16 protein-coding genes and 3 tRNA genes are annotated in these 17,668 nt (G+C 62.4%); 9 read left to right on the forward strand and 10 right to left on the reverse strand.

What is annotated here, in order from left to right; genetic code table 11:
• Positions 1 to 277: 277 nt before the first annotated feature.
• Positions 278 to 574 carry a hypothetical protein gene (locus JMV54_RS07460; protein WP_201518290.1) on the reverse strand — a complete coding sequence of 99 codons (297 nt, stop codon included), beginning with the start codon at positions 572 to 574 and terminating at the stop codon, positions 278 to 280.
• Between the two features lie 389 nt (positions 575 to 963).
• Here JMV54_RS07460 and JMV54_RS07465 point away from each other — a divergent pair, with 389 nt between their 5' ends.
• A complete protein-coding gene (locus JMV54_RS07465; protein WP_201518291.1) occupies positions 964 to 1,434 on the forward strand; it encodes a hypothetical protein in 471 nt (156 codons plus the stop codon).
• On the opposite strand, the gene JMV54_RS07470 is transcribed toward JMV54_RS07465, so the two are convergent.
• Positions 1,419 to 1,601: a helix-turn-helix domain-containing protein gene (locus tag JMV54_RS07470; RefSeq protein WP_201518292.1), complete on the reverse strand. Its 183-nt coding sequence runs from the start codon at positions 1,599 to 1,601 to the stop codon at positions 1,419 to 1,421. The genes JMV54_RS07465 and JMV54_RS07470 overlap by 16 nt on opposite strands.
• A 119-nt stretch (positions 1,602 to 1,720) precedes the next feature.
• Here JMV54_RS07470 and JMV54_RS07475 point away from each other — a divergent pair, with 119 nt between their 5' ends.
• Complete coding sequence (locus JMV54_RS07475; RefSeq protein ID WP_230972861.1) at positions 1,721 to 2,035, forward strand: helix-turn-helix domain-containing protein; 315 nt, start codon at positions 1,721 to 1,723, stop codon at positions 2,033 to 2,035.
• Here the strand turns inward: JMV54_RS07475 and JMV54_RS07480 are convergent.
• A tRNA-Arg gene (locus JMV54_RS07480) sits at positions 2,001 to 2,073 on the reverse strand. The two genes, JMV54_RS07475 and JMV54_RS07480, sit on opposite strands and share 35 nt — an antisense overlap.
• A 93-nt stretch (positions 2,074 to 2,166) precedes the next feature.
• Between JMV54_RS07480 and JMV54_RS07485 the strand changes: the two genes are divergently transcribed.
• Complete coding sequence (locus JMV54_RS07485; protein WP_230972862.1) at positions 2,167 to 3,441, forward strand: MFS transporter; 1,275 nt, start codon at positions 2,167 to 2,169, stop codon at positions 3,439 to 3,441.
• A gap of 34 nt (positions 3,442 to 3,475) precedes the next feature.
• Positions 3,476 to 3,910 (forward strand): ASCH domain-containing protein, encoded by a 435-nt coding sequence (locus JMV54_RS07490; RefSeq protein ID WP_201518293.1) that lies wholly within the window; start codon positions 3,476 to 3,478, stop codon positions 3,908 to 3,910.
• A 470-nt stretch (positions 3,911 to 4,380) separates the two neighbouring features.
• Here the strand turns inward: JMV54_RS07490 and JMV54_RS07495 are convergent.
• From JMV54_RS07495 to serS, 5 genes are all read right to left on the reverse strand, one after another.
• Positions 4,381 to 4,472, reverse strand: a tRNA-Ser gene (locus tag JMV54_RS07495).
• A 129-nt stretch (positions 4,473 to 4,601) separates the two neighbouring features.
• Positions 4,602 to 5,846, reverse strand: a complete 1,245-nt coding sequence (locus tag JMV54_RS07500) for an LCP family protein (protein WP_201518294.1) — start codon at positions 5,844 to 5,846, stop codon at positions 4,602 to 4,604.
• A gap of 97 nt (positions 5,847 to 5,943) precedes the next feature.
• Positions 5,944 to 6,028 (reverse strand) — tRNA-Ser (locus JMV54_RS07505).
• Between the two features lie 88 nt (positions 6,029 to 6,116).
• Positions 6,117 to 6,932: an HAD family hydrolase gene (locus JMV54_RS07510; protein WP_201518295.1), complete on the reverse strand. Its 816-nt coding sequence runs from the start codon at positions 6,930 to 6,932 to the stop codon at positions 6,117 to 6,119.
• Positions 6,933 to 6,936: 4 nt separating this feature from the next.
• Positions 6,937 to 8,199, reverse strand: a complete 1,263-nt coding sequence (gene serS / locus JMV54_RS07515) for a serine--tRNA ligase (RefSeq protein WP_201518296.1) — start codon at positions 8,197 to 8,199, stop codon at positions 6,937 to 6,939.
• A 70-nt stretch (positions 8,200 to 8,269) separates the two neighbouring features.
• Between serS and JMV54_RS07520 the strand changes: the two genes are divergently transcribed.
• Positions 8,270 to 9,313 (forward strand): diacylglycerol/lipid kinase family protein, encoded by a 1,044-nt coding sequence (locus JMV54_RS07520; RefSeq protein ID WP_201518297.1) that lies wholly within the window; start codon positions 8,270 to 8,272, stop codon positions 9,311 to 9,313.
• Here JMV54_RS07520 and pheA read toward each other — a convergent pair.
• Positions 9,310 to 10,227 carry a prephenate dehydratase gene (gene pheA, locus JMV54_RS07525; protein ID WP_201518298.1) on the reverse strand — a complete coding sequence of 306 codons (918 nt, stop codon included), beginning with the start codon at positions 10,225 to 10,227 and terminating at the stop codon, positions 9,310 to 9,312. The genes JMV54_RS07520 and pheA overlap by 4 nt on opposite strands.
• Positions 10,228 to 10,320: 93 nt before the next feature.
• Here pheA and pgm point away from each other — a divergent pair, with 93 nt between their 5' ends.
• On the forward strand, positions 10,321 to 11,943 hold the full coding sequence (gene pgm, locus JMV54_RS07530) for a phosphoglucomutase (alpha-D-glucose-1,6-bisphosphate-dependent) (protein WP_201518299.1): 1,623 nt from the start codon (positions 10,321 to 10,323) through the stop codon (positions 11,941 to 11,943).
• Between the two features lie 96 nt (positions 11,944 to 12,039).
• On the opposite strand, the gene JMV54_RS07535 is transcribed toward pgm, so the two are convergent.
• On the reverse strand, positions 12,040 to 13,905 hold the full coding sequence (locus tag JMV54_RS07535; RefSeq protein WP_201518300.1) for a hypothetical protein: 1,866 nt from the start codon (positions 13,903 to 13,905) through the stop codon (positions 12,040 to 12,042).
• 313 nt (positions 13,906 to 14,218) lie between these two features.
• Here JMV54_RS07535 and JMV54_RS07540 point away from each other — a divergent pair, with 313 nt between their 5' ends.
• From JMV54_RS07540 to JMV54_RS07550, 3 genes are read left to right on the forward strand one after another with little or no spacing between them, the layout of a single operon-like run.
• The gene (locus tag JMV54_RS07540) at positions 14,219 to 15,937 is read left to right on the forward strand and encodes an MDR family MFS transporter (protein WP_201518301.1); all 1,719 of its coding nucleotides are present in this window, start codon (positions 14,219 to 14,221) and stop codon (positions 15,935 to 15,937) included.
• A gap of 50 nt (positions 15,938 to 15,987) precedes the next feature.
• Complete coding sequence (locus JMV54_RS07545; RefSeq protein ID WP_201518302.1) at positions 15,988 to 16,437, forward strand: GNAT family N-acetyltransferase; 450 nt, start codon at positions 15,988 to 15,990, stop codon at positions 16,435 to 16,437.
• Entirely contained in the window at positions 16,437 to 17,483 is a 1,047-nt protein-coding gene (locus JMV54_RS07550; protein ID WP_201518303.1) for a lipoate-protein ligase LplAB, read from the forward strand. Before JMV54_RS07545 ends, JMV54_RS07550 begins: the two co-directional genes overlap by 1 nt.
• Positions 17,484 to 17,668 lie beyond the last annotated feature (185 nt).

A 17,668-nucleotide genomic window follows, 5' to 3' on the forward strand; every position in this document is an offset into this window, starting at 1 on the left:
GGTCATTTTCGGGGGGTGGGGGGTGCATGGCGCTCGATCATTTCGATTAGTGGACGCACGGCGTCGAGTATGGCTAGGGCTTCGTCCAGGCAGTACTCGCGTTGGGCGAGTAGCCGGGCTGCACGTCCGCATTGGGCGGCGGCGGCGATCATGCGGGCTCGCATTCCTGGTCGATACAGCGGGGCTGCGCTTCGCAGAATGTAAGCGGTGTCTCGTAGTTGCGACCAGGCCGCGACTACGGCGAACATTGGGCGGCTGGGCTTCTGGGTTGGTGTGGTCATGGTTTTGTCATGAGTCGGTCGGTGTTTTCTAGAGCGAGTCGCTGGAGCTGTAGCGCGTGCTCGGTTACGTCTTGGGCGAAGGCGAGCGGGACGGCGTTGTTAGCTGTGGCTTCCATGGCGTCGGCGACGGCTGAGCCGGCTAGGCCGATCATGGCGCGGGCAGACTGGGCTTGTCGCTGCATGAGGATGCCGGGGCGGTCGAGCTGCTTTGTTGAGCGGGTGCGCTGTAGTTCGCGGTGAGCTTCAACGAGTAGGGCGGTGAGTTGGCGGCGGTGGACTTGTTCGGTTGTCATGCGCTCTGGTCTTTCTTGTTGGTTTGAGTTGGTAGCTGGCCGGGTGACTGATTGGAGTGCTGGCGCACCTGTGCCGGTGCGGCCCCACTCCCCAAGGCAAATTCACCCGGCAAGCCTCGAAACTGTGCCGTCAGCAACGCCAATTAGCGCCATCCCGTTTTGGGGGTGTGGCGCTGTGGCGTTCCTGCTAGCACGGGGATCAGTCGTGACTAGCTGGTTCCCCACCTCTCTGGGCACCACGTGCCAATGTGGTGGCGTATCAAGGCCGTCGAGTTGGTGAGGCAGTCCCGCGTGTATCGCTGCACTGCCGTAGCGCTTGGTGCGCCGCGCGCTACCGGCGGCTAGATAGGTGGCGTGGTGCGTTAGGCATCACCGCCTAGGCTGTGGGCATGGGATGGTTCAAGCAGAGACGTGAACAGCGAGCCGCTCGTAAAGCGGCTGAGCAGGAAGCTCGCGAAGCGGCTGAGTTGGCGGCGCGTGAGGCTCGCCTTGCACAATTCAAGCGCTGGGATGGCGAGCGCATCGAGGTGCTTCTTCAGCCGGTGGCGAATGCTGAGCGGCTTAAGGCGATACCCGACGGTAAGCGCCGTAAGTGGCTGTGGTGCGAGCTGGAGGTCATCGCGTCGCCTGATGGGAAATACAAGGGCGAGCCGATGCTGCTGGTCAAGCGCGGCGAGAGCACGCTTGGTTGGCTGCGTCCAGCAGCGTTCGCCAAGGCTCGCGAGCTGCACGCCGCCGTCGTTGGCGGTGTGAACGTCGGCACGGTGGCGATTAGTAAGGATCGCGAATATGACGATCTCAAGGCCACTGCTGAGCTTGTGCTTGGCGAACATGACTGGATGCCCTACTTCGATTTGTGAGCACCAGCGCGCTCGGTCTTGAAGCGGGCGACCTCAGCAGGATCAAAGAAGTAGGCACCACGGCGGCCAGGGGCTTTCAGCGCTGGCCGTAGCGTCTTACTGCGCACAAGCTGCGCTACATATTGGTGCGACAGTCCGAGCACCCGCGCAACATCGCGCGTAGACATGTATCCAGAGCTATGCATATGACTAACCGTACAGCATCATTACGCATATGCCTAGCTTTGGCTGTCAAACTCGCTATAGACACTTGAGGCATATGTCTGCAATGCGTAACGTTGCAGATATGACTATGCAGCCCATCCACGGCGGTGCAATTCCGCAGATCACACTACGAACGCGCCTGCGCGTGGCGCGCGAGTTCGCTGGGCTAGAGCAGAGCGAGCTAGCGCAGCGAGCTGGTATTAGCCGCGCCACAATCTCGAATGCCGAGCGCGGCCTAGCCACACCAAACCGCGCGACCCTATCAATGTGGGCATTCGCTTGCGGCGTTGACGTGCATTGGCTGATGACGGGCGAAACAAACAACGCCCCGGCACCTGATGATGGTGCCGGGGCGTCCGATGCGCGCCCGAAGGGACTCGAACCCCTAACCTTCTGATCCGTAGTCAGATGCTCTATCCATTGAGCTACGGGCGCAGCTGCCATTTCCCGCCGTGCGGGCGACTCAGCTAAATTAGCACAGACTTTGACGCGGAAGCAAGCCGCGCTCGGCGGAGTAGATTAGACCGTGTGAGTGACTCGATTCCCGGCTTTTCTGAGACAGGCACGACCTGGTTGGGACATCGCCGCGGCTCGCGGCACTACCTGCGCATCCAACTGGCCATGCTGCTCGCCGGCATCGCCACCTTCGCGCAGCTGTATGCTCCCCAGGCGGTGCTGCCGCAGATCGCGCAGGCGTTCGAGGTTTCGCTCGCCGAATCATCACTGATGGTGTCAATGGGCACCGGCGGGCTCGCCCTCGCAACGGTGCCCTGGTCGCTCGTCGCCGACCGCATCGGCCGCAAGCGCACCATCACCATCGCCGTGACCGCGGCCACGGTGCTCGGCATCATCGTGACCCTCATGCCCACTTTCGAGCTGGCGCTCGCGGCGCGACTGCTCGAAGGATTCGCGCTCGGCGGCGTTCCCGCGGTGGCGATGGCCTACATCAACGAAGAGATTCACCAGCTGGATGCAGCCGCTGCGGTTGGCACATTCATCGCCGGTAATACCGTCGGTGGCCTCTCGGGTCGCATTATTTCGGGCCCGGTAGGTGATTTCACCGGATCGTGGCAGGCGGGTTTTCTCGCGATCTCAGTGATGTCGGTACTCACCGCCACGCTTTTTGTGGTTTTGGCACCGTCTCCGCACGGATTCCAACCCATCGGTGCGCAGGGTGTGACGATCAAACAGTCGATCATTGACACGTTGCGCAACTCGGCACGCCACCTCACTGATCCGGTGCTGCTGGCGCTCTATTTGCAGCCGTTCATGATGATGGGTGGATTTGTTGCGCTCTACAACTATCTCGGCTCGCACCTCACCGCGCCGCCCTACCTGCTGCCGGTGTGGGTGTCGTCGTTCGTGTTCCTCGCCTATTTGGCGGGTACCTTCTCGTCGCCCATCGCCGGTCGATTGGCGGGCAAATACGGCCGCAAAATCGTGATGCTCATCAGTGACGCCATCGCCATGGCCGCGCTCCTACTGCTGCTGGTGCCGTCGCTTGCTGTTTCGATCGGCGCGCTGATCGTGTTTACCGCCGCGTTCTTCGGCGCGCATTCCACCGCATCCGGGTGGGCGGGTGCGCATCCCAAAATTGGCCGGGCGCAGTCGACCGCGCTGTATAACTTCAGCTACTACATCGGCTCGAGCGTGTTCGGCTTTGTGGGTGGACTGTTCTATCAGTCGCTCGGATGGCCGGCGCTGATTGGGATGATCGCGACAATTTTCGTGATCGCCACGACAGTTGCCATGATCGTACTGCCGCGCAAAAAGCTGCCGCCCCGCGCATCGAAACGTGCCTAGGCACGGTTTATCTGGCCCGTCCCACAATCGCCGCATGACTGATTTGCCACCGGTTGAGCGGCTTCGCCGCGGCGAGTATGCCTTCCCGGGTCCGCTCCGCGACCGGCTCGTGTCAGCGATTCTCGACGGCACCAAGACGTCCACCGCATGTCTGCTGGCCGAGTACAAGCTGGGTGAGAACCCGCTGGCAGAGTTTGGCACGTTTGAGGCGGTAGTCGATTCGCACGACCGAGTGGTATGCATCACGCAGACGACAAGCGTGTGCGTGATGCGGCTTGCCGATGTGAGTGATGCGCATGCCGTTGCTGAGGGCGAGGGCTATCGCGACGCTGCCGAGTGGCGAGGCTGCCACGAACGCTTTTGGACTTCACCCGAGTACGTTGCGGAGGTGGGTCAGGTGGAGCTCACCGATAACACTCCCGTCGTGTGCTTCACGTTCGAGGTGGTGAAGCATTTTGAGCTGCACTAGGTGTGGCACCTCATTTTGTTCAACAAGTGACCCTGTTAGTGCCAAATGACCCTCCTATAACAGGGTCACTTAGCAGTTACAGGGTCACTTAGCGGCCAAGGAGTTCTGTGTTGGCAGAGTCGCTGCGCTAACAGGGTCATTTAGCGGTAAAGGGGTGCTGCAGTAACGGGGTGGTGCTGCAGGGCGCAGCGGTGACGAGGTCTGGCTGTGAAGGGGCGCTGCGGCGAAGCGGCCTCGAACGTTTCTGCCCTTCACCGCGTGCACAAGTGACCCTGTTAGTGGCAAGTGACCCTCCTATAACAGGGTCACTTAGCAGTTACAGGGTCATTTGGCGGTAGTTGGGGGCCTGCGTTGGCGGAGCCGCTGCAGTAACAGGGTCATTTGGCAGTTACAGGGTCATTTGGCGGGAACGAGGGAAACAAGTAACCCCCGACCTCCGCATGATTGCAACGGGGTCGAGGGCTTGAGTCTGGCGGACACGGTGGGATTCGAACCCACGGTCCCACTAACGCGGGACTCCACCTTAGCAGGGTGGCCGATTCGGCCGCTCTCGCACGTGTCCAGACTTGCCTAGTGTACACGCTCCCCACGGCCATTGGCACAAGACCGCAGCACACTCACGCCTCGAGCCCCAATGCCCGCTACCCAGCCGTGAGCACAAAAGCGCAGCACTAGGAGACACAAGAAGACACTAGAAGATCGAGTCGGAGTTTGAGCAGCGCACATCGTCGGCGGTCTGCCCGGTCAGCGTTGGCCCGGAATCGGGCGTGGCCTCACCGCTGCTCTCAGGCTCGCCCTCGCCGGCTGCGGGGTCTTCCGACTCCGCGCCCTCGCCTTCAGCACCGGTCTCGCCTTCAGCACCGGCCTCGCCCTCGGGCGCCGCGTCCGTTTCGCCGGCGGCTTCCGACCCCTTCGGCGCAACATTCGGCGAACGGTCATTGCGCAGCAGCTCCCAAAGCGCCTCACTGGCGTATTCATCGGGCACCACACGGTTGGCGTCGTAGTCCGAAGTCACCACGGGAAGCTGCACGAAGCTGATCTGGTCGAGCGGCACCTCCGACAGTGCGACAGCGATCTGCACCATCACATCCAGATTGTTCAGGTTGCTCGAAAGCACCATATTTTGTGTTGCCGCGCGCGCAATTCCGTAGAGCTTCGTCGGGTCGGTCAGGGTGTCGCTGCTCTTGAGCGTGCGCATCAGCGCCGAGAGGAACACCTGCTGGTTCGAGATGCGTGACAGGTCACTCCCGTCGCCCACGCCGTGGCGGGTGCGCAGGAAAGCCAGCGCATCCGCACCCTTGAGCGTGTGATAGCCAGCATCAAGCTGCAGCCCGATATAGGGGTCGTCGATGGGCTGCTCAACACACACCTCGACGCCACCCACCGCGTTCGACATCTCGATAACGCCACGGAATTTCACCATGGCCGCAAACTGAATGTCCAGTCCGCTCATGTGTTCAACTGTCGAAATAACGCAGTTCATGCCACCGCTGCCGAGCAGCGAGTTGAACTGCACCCCGTACTGTTCGGGAATCTCTTCGCCCTCGTCACTGATGCACGTGGGGGTATCGACGAGCGTGTCGCGAGGGATGGACACTACGGTTGCGTGCTTATGGTCCTCCGACAGATGCAGGACCATCGTGACGTCGTTGAGCACGCCCTCGGCGTCTTCACTTCCCTCACCAAATTCAGCGCCCTGACCGGTGCGGTCGTCGCTGCCGACCAGCAGGAAGTTCACACCGCCCTCGATCGCAGCGAGGTTTTTGACCGGCGCTTCTTCGGCGATCTCGAAGGTCTCAACTCCGGAGCGCAGATTGGTGTAGACAATCGCACCGAACACGAGCACCGACACCAGCGCGGTGCCCAGCAGCATCGCCAACCCTTTTGCGAGGGATGCAGCGGCTCCGGTCTGCCGCAGCCGCCCGTGCCGCGCCATTGTCGCAGCTCGGCGCCCCCGGCGAGGCGCTATGGCGCGATCGAAATCTGATTCCACTCGGCGGCGCTTCCCTCGGTGCGATTGCTATTGGCCTGTGCGGAGGGCGTGGGATTCGAACCCACGGGACATTGCTGCCCACTGGTTTTCAAGACCAGCTCCATCGGCCGCTCGGACAGCCCTCCAGTCGATTTGCACCGGTTGGCGCAAGTCGATTTGTACATCCTACTCGACGTTTCGTGATAAAAACGAGACATTCTGAAAAATGCCAGCTCAGCACCCCAAACTCGGGATGCTTGCAAGCTTTTTTGCGAGCCCCTCGTGGTTGAAATCGGCGGCAATTTCATTTCCCGCATCGATCACTTCCTGTGGCGCTCCGCCGATCGCAATCGCGCGGCCACCACCGGTTTTCGCCCACTCGAGCATCTCAATATCGTTGCGACCATCACCGGCCACAAACACCGACTCGCGCGGGATATCGAGCTGCTGCCGCACGCGTTCAAGCGCCACACCCTTATTGACACCGAACGGCGCAATATCGAGCCAGGCGGTCCAACCCACCGAGTAGCTCACCGAGTGTAGGCCGACCTTTTCGACCTGGGCGAGAAATTCTTCGGTGGTCTGGTCGAACGAAACCACGACCATACGGGTGACCTGCTGGTGCAGCAGCTCTTCAAACTCAACCTGTTTTCCCTGCGCCTCGAACGATCCCTCGGGGAAGGTGCCGGCGTAGCGGAACACGCCGTCCGGCCCCTCCACCGCGTAGTTCGCACCCGACAGCACCGAACGCAGTGACAGCAGCGTCTCAGTGGGGTCGAAGGTTTCGACCCATTCGGCGCGATAGTTTCCGGATGCATCCCGTTTCAGTGTCATCGCGCCGTTTGCCGACACGATGTAGTCGGAGATAATTCCCAGGCGTTCTGCCACCGGCAGCGTGTCGGATGGAGAACGTCCGGTGGCGAGCATCACCTCGTGACCCGATTCGCGCAGGCGCGCAACTTCACGATGCGTTTCGTCGGGTATCCGACCCGACGAATCAAGAATCGTGCCGTCAATATCGAGGGCAATCAGCATCCGTCCGGTCGTCATCGCGCTACGCCTCCGGTTCGATAACTTCCAGGCCGCCCAGGTAGGGACGCAGCGCTTCGGGCACCACCACCGAGCCATCGGCCCGCTGATGCGTTTCGAGCAGCGCCACCAGCCAGCGCGTGGTGGCGAGTGTGCCGTTCAGCGTTGCCACCGGCTGTGTGCGGCCGCCCTCGCTGCGGAAACGCGTGTTGAGGCGGCGAGCCTGGAACGTGGTGCAGTTTGAGGTCGAGGTGAGTTCGCGGAAGGTTTCCTGCGTGGGTACCCACGCTTCGACGTCATATTTGCGAGCTGCTGACGACCCCAGGTCGCCGGCGGCGGTGTCGATGACGCGGTAGTGCAGCCCGAGCGCGTTCATCATCCATTCCTGCCAGCCCAGCAGCCGCTCGTGTTCGGCCTGCGCGATCTCGGGGTCGGCGTAGACAAACATTTCGAGCTTGTTGAACTGGTGTACGCGAATGATGCCGCGGGTGTCTTTACCGGCCGATCCCGCTTCGGAGCGGTAGCAGGTCGACCAGCCCACATAGCGCAGCGGTTCGGTCACATCGATGATTTCGTCGGCGTGGTAGCCCGCGAGCGCCACCTCGCTGGTGCCGGTGAGGTAAAGGTCTTGGCGTTCGAGCAGATACACCTCATCGGCGTGCTCGCCGAGAAAACCGGTGCCCTGCATGATTTCGGGTTTTACGAGAGTGGGCGGGGTGAGCATCACGAAGCCTTCTTCGAGTGCTTTGTTGAGCCCGAGCTGCATGATGGCGAGTTCGAGTCGGGCGCCGATGCCGCGCAGGAAGTGGAATCGTGAGCCCGATACTTTGGCTCCGCGCGCCATATCGATACCGCCGATGAGCTCACCAATTTCGAGGTGATCGCGCGGTGTGAAATCAAAGGTCGGGCGTTCGCCGACAGTTTTCAGCACGGTGAAATTGTCTTCGCCACCTGCCGGTACGCCGTCGGCGACGAGGTTTTCGATGCGGGCGGCTGCTGCGGTGAACTCGCTCTCGGCGGCGGTTACTTCGGCCTGGGCCTGTTTCACCTGCTCAGAGAGCTCTTTTACCTCGGCGAGCAGGGCCGGGCGTTCTTCTTTGGCGGCTTTACCGATGGCTTTCGAGCGTGCGTTCTGTTCGGCGCGCAGCGTTTCAAAATTTCGAATCGCTTCGCGTCGACGGGTGTCGGCAGCCAGGGCGGCGTCTACCGTCGCTTCGTCATTACCTCGCGCACGCTGGGATGCACGCACAATTTCGGGCTGGTCACGCAGAATTTGAACATCGATCACCTCGCCATCGTACTTGGCGCGTAAACTCGCCACGTGAACGGGACCGTTGAACCCGATCTGAGGAGTCACCGTGCGCGCCGCGATTATTTTTAACCCCACCAAAATCGATGAGTCGGAGCTTTCCGCTGCGCTGCTGCCGGCCGAGCGCGCGAATGACTACGCATCCTCAAAAATCATTCCCACCCGGCCCGACTATTCGGCAGCCGAGGCCGCGGCAGACGCGATTGCGGATGGTGTCGATCTCGTCATCGCCTGCGGCGGCGACGGTACGGTACGTGAGGCGGCTGCGGCGCTTGCCGAAACAAAGGCGCCGGTGGCACTGGGCATTGTGCCGCTGGGCACTGGCAATCTGCTCGCACGCAATCTCGGTATCGACCCACGCCAGCCGCTGCAAACTCATTTCGAGATCGCTTTCGGCGGCACCACACGTCCGCTAGACGCCTGCGAGCTCACCGCGACGCTCGATGACGGCAACCGGGTTCGTGAGTGGTTCATGGTGATGGCGGGGATGGGCATCGATGCCGGCATGATTCAGTTCACCGACGAAGACAAAAAGCAGCGTTTCGGCTGGCTCGCGTATCTCGGCGGAGTTGCCCGCACGCTGCGCAAACAGCCGATGTTCACCGCGCGCTATCGCGTGGATTCGGAATCCACCTACGGGGTGCGGGCCGCTTCGATGCTGTTGCTCAACTGTGGCCAGTTGCAGGGCGGAATCACGCTCGCACCCGATGCCACCTTTGATGACGGCATGCTCGATGTGGTGATCGTGCGACCGCGTGGCCCGCTGGGCTGGCTCGAGCTGCTCGGCCAGGGGATGCTGCGGAGTATTTCGACGGTCGTGCCGCCGCTGCGCGAGATTTTGCTGGAGTCGGATGCTGAAAAGCAGGTGGCGCGACGCTATAGCGGCAACCGTGCCATCACCGGCGCGCAGGGCGCGGGCGTTTCGTTCGCCGTTGATTCAGATGCCGAACCGTTCCAGCTGGATGGGGATCTGCTTGGTCGGGTGCGCGATGGTTTGGTGGTGGTGCATCACGATGCACTCAACGTGCGGGCGCCCGCCGTCGATGAAACCGCGCGCCTGGTTTTTGGGTTGCGCGGTCGCGTGGCGCGCTAGCTGTCGAGCCCTGCCACCCATTTTTCGGCCTCGGCGAAATTTTCGTCTGAGTAGGCCCGGTTGATTTCCACGCGCGAGGCCACTGCCCGCGGGTATGAGCCGAGGAAGGTGACGCGCGGGCTGAATCGCCGCAACCCCAAAAGTGCCTCGTGCACGCGCGCATCGTGGATGTGCCCGTCGAGGTCGATCACGAAGCGGTAGCGACCGGGCTGGTCGGGCAGTGGTCGCGAGGTGATCATTGACAGGTTGACGCCGCGGGTGGCGAACTGTTCGAGCATCGACATCAGCCCGCCGGGCCGCTCTTCGGGAAGCTCGACGATCAGGCTGGTCTTGTCGTTCCCGGTGCGAGCCGGCACATCGGTGCGGGTGGTGACCAGCACGAAGCGGGTGAAGGCGTTTTGGTTGTCTTGAATATCGCCGTGGAGCAGTTCGACATCGACGTGTTCCGTGATCGTCATCGGGGTGATTGCGGCGTCGATGCGGTTGGTTTCGTCTATGAGATCGTGGGCGCTTGCCACATTTGATACGGCGACGATGTGTTCGTGGCCGGGTGCGTTGCGCTGCAGCCAGCGGCGGCACTGGCCGTAGGCAACCGGATGCGCGGCGATGCGGTGAATCTGGCCGGGTGCGGTTCCGTGTCGCACAGCCAGACCAAAACGGATGGGCACCACATACTCGCCCGAGATGCGCAGCTTTGGCAGCGTGGCCAGGGCATCCTGGGATGCGGTTACGCCACCCTCGATCGAGTTTTCGAGCGCGATCATCGCGGCCACCGACCGTCCGGTGCGCACGTCGTCGAGCGCTTCGAGCACATTGGTTACCGGCTTCCAGTGTTTGCCCACCGCGTCGGGTGCGAGCTTGAGTGCGGCTTCGGTGAAGGTGCCGGCGGGGCCGAGGAACGAGATCGTCTCCATGCATCCAGCCTAGAGCTAACCGTGCGCGCTCATGCCGGGTGGCAGGTTGGAGGCGGTAAGGCGACGTTCACCAGTAGCTGGTTGGATGGAAGTATGCATGAGCGAGCTGGCACAGTTGCCCTTCCAGAAGATCTCATCGACGTTGACGTTCTGGTCGGCGCCTTCTACCGCAATGTTCCCGATGTGAGCGAGCCAACGCAACGAGTTGCTTTTGGCACTTCGGGGCACCGCGGCTCGAGCCTCAAATCGTCATTTAACGAGACGCACATCCTGGCGATCACACAGGCAATCTGCGAGTATCGCGCCGGGCAGGGCATCACCGGTCCGCTATTTATTGGCCGCGACACCCACGCACTGTCAGAGCCGGCAGAAAAAACCGCTCTGGATGTGCTGGCCGCCAACGGGGTTACCGTGCTCGCCGATGCCGACGATTCGTGGGTTCCCACGCCGTCGCTGTCGCGCGCCATCATCGCCTATAACAGCGGAGGTCACGATGATGTTGCGGACGGCATCATCATCACGCCGAGCCACAACCCGCCGCAGGATGGCGGTTTCAAATACAACCCACCCCACGGCGGCCCGGCTGACACCGACGCCACCAAGTGGATCGAAAACCGCGCCAATGAGCTCATTGCCGCGGGGCTCGATGACGTGCAGCGGGTGAACTCTGACGGCAAGATCGGCAAGTATGACTTCCTCGGCAACTATGTGAACGATCTCGCCGACATCATTGATTTTGAGGCGATCCAGCGCGCGGGTGTACGCATCGGTGCCGATCCGCTCGGCGGTTCGAGCGTGAAGTACTGGCAGCGTATCGCCGAGACCTACGGTATTGATCTGACCGTGGTCAACCCGGTAGTTGATCCGCGCTGGCCGTTCATGACGCTCGACTGGGATGGCAAGATCCGGATGGACCCGTCGTCGCCGTCGGCAATGGCTTCGGTGCTCGCACACAAGGATGAGTACGACGTGCTCACCGGTAATGATGCTGATGCCGACCGCCACGGTATCGTCACCCCCTCGGCGGGGCTGATGAACCCGAACCACTATCTCGCAGTGGCGATCAACTACCTGCTGCAGCACCGTCCCGATTGGTCACCCGAGGCCGGTATCGGGAAGACGCTCGTGTCGAGCTCGATGATCGACCGGGTGGTTGCATCGCACGGACGCAAGCTCATCGAGGTGCCGGTGGGCTTCAAGTGGTTCGTGCCTGGCCTTTCGGATGGCACGGTCGTGTTTGGTGGCGAAGAGTCGGCCGGTGCCGCGTTTTTGAAATTTGATGGCACCACCTGGACCACCGATAAGGACGGCATCCTGCTGGCGCTGCTGGCGGCCGAAATCATTGCGGTTACCGGTAAGTCGCCCTCGCACCACTATCGCGATCTCACCGAACAGTTTGGCGACCCCGCCTACCAGCGTGTGGATGCGCCGGCGACTCCCGACCAGAAGGCGGTACTGAAAGCACTGTCGGGTGATTCGATTGCCGCCACCGAGCTGGCTGGTGAGCCGATCATCGCGCGGCTGTCGGAGGCTCCGGGCAATGGTGCCGCGATCGGTGGCGTCAAGATCGTCAGCGAAAATGCCTGGTTTGCGGCACGCCCTTCCGGCACCGAAGACGTGTACAAAATTTATGCCGAGTCGTTCAAGGGCCCCGAACACCTGAAGCAGGTGCAGGCCGAGGCGAAGGCGATTGTGGACCAGGCGCTCGGAGGCTAGCGCGGGCCACGAAGGCCATAGAGTTGCGGGGCCGGGCAGCTATTGCTGCTCGACCCCGCAACTTTTTGATTGCCAGCTGGCAATGAGGATGCGTCGCTACGGCACGTAGACCGGAACCGTCGGGTTTTTATCGGCGGCGACGTTACCCGAGCTGCTGATACCGTCGGAGTACTCCATCGTGAACGCATCCACCGCCTTGTTATTGCAACTGAGGCCGAGCTCGTAGTCGATGACGCAGTTGAATTCCCCGACCGAGATCACTTCGTTGTAGGCCACCACCTGCCCCCCGGCAAGATCGCCCTCGAGGCACGGATAGTTCACGCCGTCTTTTGTGATCCCGACAGCGGCGCCACTAAAAGCTCCATCGCATTGATTTTCATCGGGCGCAAAGGCGGGGCTGAGCATCTGGCAGGCCACCCCGTTTTCGGGAGTGATCTGGCAGCGAATATTGCCCGATTCGCTTTGGAATGCCACCGGTTCAAACTGTGGCTGTTCTTCGGTGGGTGGCGCGGGGCTCTCGGTCTCGCGCTCGGGGAGGTTCGGGGCCGTCACTGTTGCCGGGGCCTCCGAAGCGCTGGTCGTTGCCGCGGCCTCGCCGCCGTCGTCGCCACCGCCAAAGAGGCGAGTCACACCGAATACGCCACCGATCACCACCAGTGCGGCCGCGGCTGCCGCGAGGATCACCCGCACGCCACGGCGCTGTTGCTCCTGCTCGCCCCCGCCACCACTGCCAGCAGCGCCATCTTTTCCGCCGCCAGCAAAGCCGCCGCCACCGAAGGCACCGGCACCAGCATCAGCACCGGCAGCTGCCGAATCGCGCCGCGCATCCTGCTGCCGGTGGCCATCGGCCACTTCCGACCTCCCCGGCAGCCCCGGTAGCGGCGGCATCTCGCTGCCACCAGCTGCGGCAGCCGGCGGTGCAAACGGAGATGGCTGGGCAACGACTACCGGCTCGTGGCGACGGGTCGCATCCGGATCATCGGCCACTGGCTGCTCATCGCTGTCATCGGCGAATCGCTCAACCGGCTCGGGCTCAGCAAAGAGCCCGTCGATGTTGGTGTACTGATCGTCGTCGTGATCCGGCTCGTCATCGTGATCCGGCTCGTCGATCGTGGTCTCGTGCTGAACCGGAGTGCCGTGCTGGTCTGGGTGATCATGCTGAGCTGGGTCGGCAGGCTGCGCCGCGTCAGCCGGCTGTCCGCCACCGTTTCCGCTCCAAAATGCGGCTGCACGCTCACGAGCCGCCGTGACCTCGGGGTCAATCGGCGCCGGGTCCTGCCGCGGCAGCGGCACAACACCCGTCTCATTAAAGGCGGGGGAACTAATCGGACGGTCGGCCGGGTCGTTGTCCAGCCCGACAATGAGCGAGGTGAATGTCGACTCACCCGCCGACCCGGTGGGTCGTTCGACGGTGTTGGTATCGGATGCGTTCGGTTCGGCTTCCGGCTGATTCTCTGGTTCGTCGTCGAGGAAAGAGGGTGGCACCTGCACCGGCGCGGTCGGCGGTTCGGGTTCGCCAGCTGCGGGCTGCTGCTCGGGTGCCGGCGCCGTAGGCTCGGCGGCTTGCGGCGGAGTTGCTGGCACGGCAGGTTCGGCGGCTTGCAGCCGTGGACGATTCACTCGTTCTGGCTCAGCCTCGCCCGATACCGGGGGTTCGGGCTGAGCCGGCGTCGGGGGCTCGGGCGCAACGGGTGGCGTGGCCCGCTCAGCTGCTGACGGCTGCTGCGGCGCCGGCTCGCTTTCAAGCTTCGGCAGTGTGGTCGGCACCTCACCGGTGTCATAAAGGCTCGGGTTGAAGCGACGCCGAGCTCGCCGAGTGGGTTGCTGCGGGGGCTGTGGCGCATCATCCGAGTCGATTGATGACTTCGGCACAAACTGCGAAAAAAAGTCGTCACTCGCCGCGTCATCGCTGCCGCCAACCGTGAACGGGTCGGGAACGCCGCCACCCGGACGGTGCATCACGGCATTTCGTTCACCGCTCGGAGGCGCCACGAGCCTGGCACCGCACTCACCGCAAAATCGCTGACTGGCGGCTGCTACAGCTCCGCATTGAGAACACTTGTTCATGATTCACTCCGCACTGGGTGGATTACGTACAGACCCGAAGTAGAGGCTTTGTCGGAAATCTACCGGTTTCAGGTGTGAGTAAGGCGTAGGCTAGGCGGGCTGTCGTTAGTCGACTGACGTTCCAGCCGACGCGTCGCCGACAGCGAAGGTGGGTCACTTGAACAAACGAACAGCGCCGTTGCTTTCTCCCCGCGAAATCAGGTTGATCATGATCAGCCTGCTCGCGGCGCTATTCCTCTCATCGCTGAACCAAACCGTGGTCGGCACCGCCATGCGCACGATCGCTGACGATCTCGGCGGTGTTTCCATGCAGGCCTGGGTCACCACCGCCTTCCTCATCGCATCCACGGTGAGCACACCCATTTATGGCAAACTCTCGGATATTTTCGGGCGCCGGCCGCTGCTGCTCACTGCCATGCTGCTTTTTGTGGGCGGTTCACTGCTGGCCACCACCTCTGTCGATATGATCCAGCTCGCCGCCTACCGTGGCGTGCAGGGTCTGGGCGCGGGCGGTTTGATGACGCTACCGTTGGCTGTCATCGCCGATGTGCTCTCACCCACCCAGCGCGCCAAAGTGCAGGGCCTATTCATGGCAGTGTTCGGGGTTTCCTCAGTGGCCGGCCCGCTCGTCGGCGGCCTGCTCGCCGGCATTGACGAAATCCTCGGCGTCACCGGTTGGCGCTGGGTGTTCCTCATCAGCGTGCCGCTGGGACTGATCGCATTCATCCTCACCTGGCGTCACCTCCGCCTGCCCAAAGTGCACGGCAGCGCGCGTATCGACTGGTTCGGTTCGGCACTCGTGGTGCTCATCGTGGTGCCGCTCATCCTCGTTGCAGAACAGGGGATGCGCTGGGGCTGGACCTCCCCCACCGCCATCACCTGTTACGTAACCACCGTCGTATCGCTGATTGTTTTTGTTTTCGTCGAACGGCATATGGGTGACGATGCAATCATCCCGCTGAGCCTTTTTCGCATCCCAACCTTCTCGGTGGCGGTTGGTGTGAGCGTGCTGGTGGGATTCGGGATGTTCCTGGCCATGATCATCCTGCCGCTCTACATGCAGATCGTGCTGCGCCTCGACCCCACATCCGCCGGGTTGGCGCTGCTGCCGCAGGTGTTTGCGCAGCTCATTTCATCAATGGTGGTGGGCTTTGTGGTGGCAAAACTTGGCCGCACCAAACCACTGGTTGTTGGTGGCACCGCGCTGATGCTGGTGGCCTACTGGCTGCTCACCACCAGCGAATACGACCAGCCGCTGTGGCGGCTGTATCTGCCAATGGTGCTGTTCGGTGTCGCGCTGGGTGCGCTGCTGCAATCGCTCACGCTCACCCTGCAATCGTCGGTCGCGCCCGAGCAGATGGGTGTGGCGTCGTCGGCATCCGCGTTTTTCCGCTCAATCGGCGGCACCTTCGGCACCGGGATCGGTTTTTCGGTACTGTTTGGTTCGCTTTCGATCACGATTCCCGAGGCGTTCGACCGCCCCGAGCTGCGCGCCGGTGTACAGCAGGCGCTGGCGCAAAAAGAGGTGCGCGCCGACCCCGACAACGCCGCGCTCATCCAAATTTTGCAATCGCAATCTGGCGACCCGGCGAACTCGCTGCACGGCGACACGTCGTTTTTGATGCACGCCAACGACCAGCTCGCCGCGCCCTTCCTGTGGGCGTTTAATGACTCGACCGTGCAGGCCTTCTGGTTCGGTCTCGCCATGGTGGCGGCCGCACTAGCGCTGTCCCTTTTCTTGCCCGACACGCGCCTCGGCGATCGCTCAGCACTGCAAGAAATGCACGACCGCAGCCAGATCACACCCCCGAGCACGGCCGGGGATGCACCCACCGGTTCCATTCCGATCGTGCTGCCAAAAACCGACGACAACGCGAACAACAGCGCTGCATCCCGGAGTCGAAAAAAACCACCGGAACGCTCATAATCGACCACCGGCTTGCGGAAACATCCAGCCCGTTTCGGCACACTATTGGCATGAGTGATTCCGACAGCTACACCTTCACCCGCGACGCGAGTCGCTCACGATTCGTGGCACACCACGGCGATCAGCTCGTGGGCTTCATGTCGTTCGTCGACCGGGGCGACCGCATCATCATTGACCACACGGTCGTCGATGAGGCCCACCAGGGTGGCGGCGTGGCCTCACGGCTCGTTGCCCACGGGATGCGCGAGCTTGCCGAAACCACGACGGCGACGATCATCCCCGAGTGCTCATATGTGGCGATGTGGCTGCGCCGCCACCCCGAGTTTGCGCATCTCACCAGCCGCGGCACCGGTGCATCCGAGCCCGCCGCGTCCACAGCGGAAGATGTCGCCAAGTTGCTCGACGCCGCCAAGGTGACGCCGTCGCTCGGCGACGATTCCGCTGCGGCAACCCAGCCGAGCAGCAGCGAGCAGTTCGGCATCGACCAGAAGGGCCAGTAGTGCACGGCGAATACAAGGTACCCGGCGGCAAACTCGTGGTGATCGACTTTGAGGTGCGGGATGATCGCATCACCAATCCACGGGTTGCGGGCGACTTTTTTCTCGAACCGGATGAAGCACTCGACGCGATCAATACCGCGCTGACGGGACTTCCTGTCGATTCGACGGCGGCCGAAATCACGCGCGCCATACAGTCAGCACTCCCCGAGGACGCACACCTGGTGGGCGTCAGCCCCGCCGCAATCGCCACCGTCGTGCGCCGCGCCGTAACCGGAGCGCGCGAATGGAACGACTACGACTGGCAGGTCGTGCATCCGGGCCCGCTGCCGGCGCGCGTACACGTCGCGCTCGACCAGGTGCTCACCGAAGAAGTTGCTACCGGCCGCCGCGCCCCCACGCTGCGGTTTTGGGAGTGGACCGAATCAGCGGCGATTCTCGGTTCGTACCAGTCGGTGAGCAATGAGGTCGATTTGGATGCGGCACAGGCTGAGGGCATCCAGGTGATCCGTCGCGTTTCGGGCGGCGGAGCCATGTTCATGGAGGCCGGCAACGTGGTCACCTATTCGCTGTACGTACCCACCGAACTGGTGGCGGGGATGAGCTTTGCCGAGTCATACGCCTACCTCGACTCATGGGTGCTGACAGCGCTGCGCGAAATTGGCGTGAACGCCACCTACCAGCCGCTCAATGACATTGCCTCACCGGCCGGAAAAATCGGCGGCGCCGCACAAAAACGCATGGGCGCGGGCGTGCTGCACCACGCCACGCTGTCGTATGACATCGACGCCGACAAGATGACCAGGGTGCTGCGCATCGGCCGCGAAAAGGTCAGTGATAAGGGCATCCGCTCAGCGAAAAAACGAGTGTCGCCGCTGCGATCGCAAACCGGTATGCCCCGCGACGAAATCATCAGCTCGCTCACGCGGTCATTCATGGCCGAGAACCGCGCCGAATTTGGCGAAGTGACCCCGGCCGAGCTGCAGCGGGCACGCGAACTTGCCGACACGAAGTTTGCCAGCGACGAGTGGACGTTCCGGGTGCCCTAGCCCGCGCATCCCGTTAGCTGTGCGTTAGGTGGGCAGCAGCAAACCGAGCTCCATAGCCAATATGATGCCCGTCACCAAACTTGACATTCCGACTCGTAACCGAGCAGTTCATGATGACTGAGTGCAACTAACTCAGATGCGACCGCGTTCCTCCACCAAGGGGACGACTGCGCGCATCCGGACTG

Source organism: Gulosibacter hominis, assembly GCF_904842695.1.
GTDB classification, from domain to species: Bacteria; Actinomycetota; Actinomycetes; order Actinomycetales; family Microbacteriaceae; genus Gulosibacter; species Gulosibacter hominis.